Raw genomic sequence first — 5,776 nt, 5'->3', positions numbered from 1 at the left:
GTAAATGACTTGATTTTCGGGCTGGGTTTAGTTTGGTGCTGTCATTTTCCCTGACTCCCTTGCTTTACGGCCAAGAAAATTTCCAATTCTCAAGAATCAGGGACTTGACATCTTACCGCTGGACTTTTCAATGCAAAATTATTTCGTTGAAATAAATAAAAAAACCGATTAAATAAAGATAAAGACAAATAACATTTAAAAATATTTATTCAAATGAAACAATTTTATTCTAAGGCTATTTCTGTTCGGTGTCAATCATTATGGCGAAATGAAAAAAGAGACACCCTTTCGGATGTCTTCTTTACGCAACCAAGGTGAGTTATTTTAAAAAATAGTCGGCACCATTCCTCCATCCATACGGATTGGCGAACCTTTAAATGCGGATGCATAAGGACTGCATACAAATGCAACTAATCTGCCTATTTCAAAAGGCTTGATAAATCGCTGTATTTCAGATTGAGGCAGGTTTGCCGCCATAAATTTTTTCTCTTTTTCCGAAAAAGTCAGATCTTCATTAGGGTACATGCCCTCAATGATTTGATGCACATTTTCGGAGAGTGTCGGTCCCGGCATGATCGTATTGACGGTAACTTCCGTTCCTTTTGTTAATTTCGATAAGCTTTTTGACAATGATAACAGCATTGATTTTGTCACTGCATATTGAGGCATTTGTCCTGAAGGCATCATTGCTTCTTCGCTCGCAATAAAGAGAATGCGGCCATAGTCGTTTTTCAACATTGTAGGCAAATAAAATTTGGATAATCCATTTGCGGCAAGTACATTCGTACGGAAGTATTTTTCCCATACTTCATCGTCAATGTCCTCATATTGCATAATTTCATAAATCCCCATATTGTTAACCAAAATATCGATATGAGGATATTTTTTGAATAAAGCTTCTCTTTGCTCTGCATCCACAAGATCGGCTGCAGCATTTTGAGGAGAGGTGGCCGGGAAATCCGCTTTAATTTCATTTACAATTCGTTCTGCCTCTTCGTAATTTCGTCCGTTAATGAGTACATTCACGCCTTCTTTGGCTAGTTCAATGGCAATTGCTTTCCCTATACCTTTCGTAGACCCTGTAACTAAAGCTGTTTTATTGTTTAATCCCATATCCATGATTCATTTCTCCTTTTCGTTTATAATTTAGCACGCCAATTTGAAGGAGTATGACCTTCCCAAAGGCGGAAAGCACGGTAGAACGAGTTCTGGTCTTCATATCCAAGCAGGAAGGCCACTTCTTTCATATCGATCGCAGGGTCTGCCAAGTACTCTCGTGCCAGCTCGCGTCGAGCTTGTGTCAACAAATGTTTGAAACTCGTGCCTTCGTCGGCGAGGCGGCGCTGCAAGGTACGATCGCTCATCCCCAACTCGCCCGCTACAGCCTGAATATCGGGACGTCCCCCCGCTAAGCTGCGTTTCATGATCCATTTGACCATCTCGGTAATTGAACGGCCGCATTGCTGTTCATCGAGCGATCGGTCCAATACGGGAGTAAGAACCTCCAGCAACTCTTCGTTGTACGAGACAAAGGGGCGGTCCAGATCTCTTCGAAGCAGCGTCAAGCGGTTATATTGTGCGCCAATCCGGATTCGGCAGCCGAAGTAAGCTTCAAGGACCTGTACATCGCCCATGGCATGCGCAAATTCGACTCGATGCGCCGTCAAGTGTTGACCTGTGCCGCGGCGCCCTAGCTCCAGCAAAGACGCCAGCGTGATGCCAATCAGCATTGGCGGACCGGGTCGCTCGGTATGCAGCCATTCCAGTTCGATCACACAAAGCTCGCCCTTCTCGGTGATACGCAAGCTTTCGGGGGGGCACAATTGTTTGTACCGGGCCATACGGTTTAAAGCGTCGCGATAGTCGCGAGCGTGGTAAGGCGCTAAGACGCTCGGCGGGTACTTCGCTGTTTCAAAGGCGGTCGCAAGCTTGACAATTCCTATCGCAGGGTCGCCAATGAGATCGGAAAAAGCCTGCCATATCGCGAAATATTGCTCAGTAGTCACTACTGTTTCATTCATAACGGTTAGCGGCAGTCGCGCTTTGCGAACCACATCGTGGGCGGCAATCCCTAATTGATGCAATCCTGCCCAAAAACCTGCCGGCATTTTAATACGGTTAAAGGTATGAGACGTCATACTTAAGGGCCTCCTCCAGTTGCTTACACCTTCGCTAGCTTTGGATTGGCGTCCTGCCTTGTTGGCTGGACAGTTATTATAGTATACCTACTCAATGCCAATCTGTAACTAGCAAAGAGCGACTGTTTACTTGCCAATTGCGCCAAATCAAGGATATAATAATAAAATAGCGGCAACCATGAAAAAATAAAACATGGCTGCCGCTATTTGATTTTAATTTACGTTCCCGTTCGTATGATGAGGCACCGGAAAAAATCCTCATCCGTTTCGGTTCCAGGCCTCCATGTTGAGTTCATTGTTCATGGCCGCGGCGACAATTGCGCCCATCGAGGCGGCAGCAATGGCCTGGTACATTCGCGATGCCGCGTCCCCGGCGCTATAAACGCCCGGAACGTTCGTTTTTCCGAACTCGTCGACGACAACCGCCCCCGCTTCCGTCATCTGGCATCCGATAGCTCGCGGCAGGTCCGATCCCGTAACCAGCTCCGGTTGGAAAAAGATCCCCCTGCATGGAACAGTCGTCCCGTCTTCGAGAACGACTTGCTGCACGATCCCTTCGTTTGAATCGATGGATCGGATCGGCGAATCGTACAGAGGCACTTGATGCCGTTGGAGCTCCTCGCGCTGAGTATCCGTCAGCTCATCGGGGCCATTCGTGCAGACGGTAAAACGGTTCGTCCATCCGGATATGAGCGGAGCGAAATGCATGAGCCCGGCTCCCTTCACAATGATGACAAGCGGCTGATCCCTTAATTCCCAGCCGTCGCAATACGGGCAGACGAACGCGCTTTTCCCGTATACCTCTGCGAGCCCCGGAATGCCTAGCGGCCGATCCTTCATGCCGACGGCAAACAATATCTTTTTGCTTGCAATCGTTTGCCCTTGCTCGGTCTCTATTTGAAACCGTCCGTCCGTCCCCGCGATCGACACGGCCGTTTCCGCCACGAAGCGGACGGAGGGGTAGGCGCTAATCTCTTCCTTCGCAATGCGCCGAAATTCGCCAGGCCTGATCCCGTCGCGGGTAAGAAATCCGTGGGCCTCGCGGGTCACGGCGTTGCGGGGACGGCCTTCATCGATCACCGCTATGTGCTTCCTCGCCCGTCCAAGCACCAGGGCGGCGTTCAACCCTGCCGGGCCGCCGCCAATAATCGCTACGTCGAAAAGTTGTTTTTCCATTGTCAACATATACCTCCATTTCAAAAGTTCCTTCAAACGTCATGAATTCGTTGCTTCCGAATGAACAATAATGGCGGAAGCCATTTGCAATAAAGTTATTATAGGTATATTAAATCTGTAATTTGGAGTAAAAAAATAGAAAGATGGCCTAACTCTTTCCCTAACCCATTGGCATAGGGAATACCTCCCTAGATTGGAAGGCGATCCGTGCGGACTTACGCCCCTTATTTGGCGCTTACGAAACTGACAATCCTTATTGGGCTCAAAATGTAGATGTTCCCAATCTAACGAAAGTACGTCTCTTTATTCATTGAAAATCGGCGGTTTTACCGCCTTTTCTCCCTCATTAGCGTGTTTCAGTTTCGTTACATGAGCAACAAGGCGATTTGCAGGCGATTAGCGTGTATTCGTTTCGTTAGCGCATATGATGGGTCGTCCGCCGTCAACGATTGCCATTTCTCTCTCCTATGCCAATCCCGCAACAAGATTGTTTGGACTATTTTATGCCGCTATCCCACATGTTGGTTGCTTTCTTGGCAAGCTCGGATATTTTCTGCTCTCTCAAAAAAACTTCCATTTTATTTTCCGCCTCAACCATAACCTGTTGAATCAAACATCCTGGATTATGATGCAGACCGCATTCAAATAACGAGGCTGTCCCCTCAATGGCATGAATGATATCCAAAAAGGAAATTTCCTCCCAGTTTCGTTTGAGGCGATACCCTCCGTTCACGCCGGAAATTGATTCGATCATTCCGGCCTTTGCAAGCTTGGTCAATATTTTCGATAAATAGGTTGGCGACACTTGCTGCTGCTCAGCAAGCTGCTGCACCCCCACGGGCTTATCGAAAGGAGATTTGCAAAGAAACAACATCGTATGAAGGGCATAATCCGTCGCTTTGGAAAATTTCATCTACACATCACTTCTCCGTTTCTATTCTCCCCCTATCTTACACCGCTTTAGAAACGCAATCAAGAAAAGCAGCCCAAGGTAATTAAAGGATTTAAAAGACTCCTTATATCCTTGATAATAAATGAAAAGAATGCAAATGTCAAAATTCCGTCTTGCATCAATCAAAATCCGGAAGGGCGAGCGTACTCTAATTATATCGAGGGACGAAAGAAATCAAATTTTCGGCACGAGACAGCAATAGGGCTAGGCGTAATCCGCCTAACCCTTCACCATTACCTCTCCCGCATAATGATAACATGGATTCATTCAATTCTTGTCTGCAACGCGCGGATCGTATCCGTAATTCCCTCCCCGAAACTCGTTGACCGTATCGGTCCGATCAACCTTTCGTATTTGTCCCCACTCAAGACAAGCGGTTCTTCCGTCAAATAGAGCATTTCCACTACCTCCTTCATGACCGGTACGCCCATGCCGAGCAAAGAGAGGCCGATTCTTCCAAGCGGAATGACAGGTTTGGCGCTTCCGCTCGCCTGGCGGGCGATTCGCACGATCTCTTTCCCCGAGATCAAACCTGCGCCCGGAATATGCCAGTTCTCCCCATAAGCATCGTCCCTTGCGGCGAGCTCCACAATCATGAACGCTGCGTCCGGCAAGTAGACGAATTCCCGGGGGACACGCATATTGCCGATGAAAAATGCCATCTTGCCGGCCGCGATCGCTGCGAGCGTAGAGCCCAGATAAGAAGCGTCGTTCGCCGTGGGGCCGTAATAATCCGGCAAGCGGGCGATCATGACTTTGGCCCGGCTCCAACGGTCGGCGAACAGCATCTTCTCGTAAGCGAGCCTGGTCTTGCCCTTCCTCGTATGCGGCTGCTTCGGGTGCTCTTCGGTCGCCCGCTCCATCTGTCTTCTTCCATAAGGATAGATGCCGTCGATGACGACTACCTTCAAGTTCAGCCGGTCGGCTGCCTCCATCACGGATTCGCCCAGAGGAATCAGCTTGCTTACCATTTCGTGATACGGTACGTTTGCGCAATGGAATAGGGTGTCAGCGCCTTCCGAAGCAGAGACGATGTGATCCGAACGGAAGGCGTCACCTACGGCAATCGTTAAATGTTCCGGGTAACCCAGTCCGGCACTAAGCCTCTCCAGCTTCTGGCGAGATCTCCCGAACGCCACCGTCCGAATCCCCCGCTTGACCAATTCCTCCGTTACCGTAGCACCTGTACCTCCCGTTGCTCCTACGACAATCGCTTTTTTCAAATAGATCACCTCATTATGTTTTATAATTGATCAATCACTCACTTACATGAATATAACACCAAGTAATTGATTAGTCAATCACAATTTATAATCAGCAATTGATAAGAAACGTAAACACAATTCTTCGGATAGAATAAGAGATATAGTTAACCCTACGATTAATAAAGTCCAGCGGTAAGATGTCAAGCCCCTGATTCATGAGAATTGGAAATTTACTTTAAGGAACAGGTCAATGAGTCAGGAAAAAAGACAACACCAAACTAAACCCAGTTCAAAAATCGAGTTTT

5 protein-coding genes are annotated in these 5,776 nt (G+C 47.8%); all 5 read right to left on the bottom strand.

Going from position 1 to position 5,776, the window contains the following annotated elements:
- Window positions 1-324: 324 nt before the first annotated feature.
- The gene (locus tag LQ229_RS26745) at window positions 325-1,119 is read right to left on the bottom strand and encodes an SDR family oxidoreductase (protein ID WP_216540810.1); all 795 of its coding nucleotides are present in this window, start codon (window positions 1,117-1,119) and stop codon (window positions 325-327) included.
- Window positions 1,120-1,139: 20 nt separating this feature from the next.
- Window positions 1,140-2,138: an AraC family transcriptional regulator gene (locus LQ229_RS26740; RefSeq protein ID WP_216540811.1), complete on the bottom strand. Its 999-nt coding sequence runs from the start codon at window positions 2,136-2,138 to the stop codon at window positions 1,140-1,142.
- 258 nt (window positions 2,139-2,396) lie between these two features.
- Window positions 2,397-3,314: an NAD(P)/FAD-dependent oxidoreductase gene (locus LQ229_RS26735; protein WP_216540812.1), complete on the bottom strand. Its 918-nt coding sequence runs from the start codon at window positions 3,312-3,314 to the stop codon at window positions 2,397-2,399.
- Window positions 3,315-3,810: 496 nt separating this feature from the next.
- On the bottom strand, window positions 3,811-4,227 hold the full coding sequence (locus tag LQ229_RS26730; protein ID WP_216540813.1) for an Rrf2 family transcriptional regulator: 417 nt from the start codon (window positions 4,225-4,227) through the stop codon (window positions 3,811-3,813).
- A gap of 302 nt (window positions 4,228-4,529) precedes the next feature.
- Complete coding sequence (locus LQ229_RS26725; protein WP_230193399.1) at window positions 4,530-5,489, bottom strand: NAD-dependent epimerase/dehydratase family protein; 960 nt, start codon at window positions 5,487-5,489, stop codon at window positions 4,530-4,532.
- Window positions 5,490-5,776: the final 287 nt, after the last annotated feature.

This window comes from Paenibacillus sp. CECT 9249 (genome assembly GCF_918697855.1).
In the GTDB taxonomy this organism is placed as follows: Bacteria; Bacillota; Bacilli; order Paenibacillales; family Paenibacillaceae; genus MSJ-34.
This window is presented reverse-complemented; position numbering and strand designations above follow the sequence as displayed.

Coding starts and splice junctions, on each gene's coding strand:
- LQ229_RS26735 (WP_216540812.1), bottom strand. CDS start 3,314: ATGGAAAAACAACTTTTCGACGTAGCGATTATTGGCGGCGGCCCGGCA.
- LQ229_RS26730 (WP_216540813.1), bottom strand. CDS start 4,227: ATGAAATTTTCCAAAGCGACGGATTATGCCCTTCATACGATGTTGTTT.
- LQ229_RS26745 (WP_216540810.1), bottom strand. CDS start 1,119: ATGGATATGGGATTAAACAATAAAACAGCTTTAGTTACAGGGTCTACG.
- LQ229_RS26740 (WP_216540811.1), bottom strand. CDS start 2,138: ATGACGTCTCATACCTTTAACCGTATTAAAATGCCGGCAGGTTTTTGG.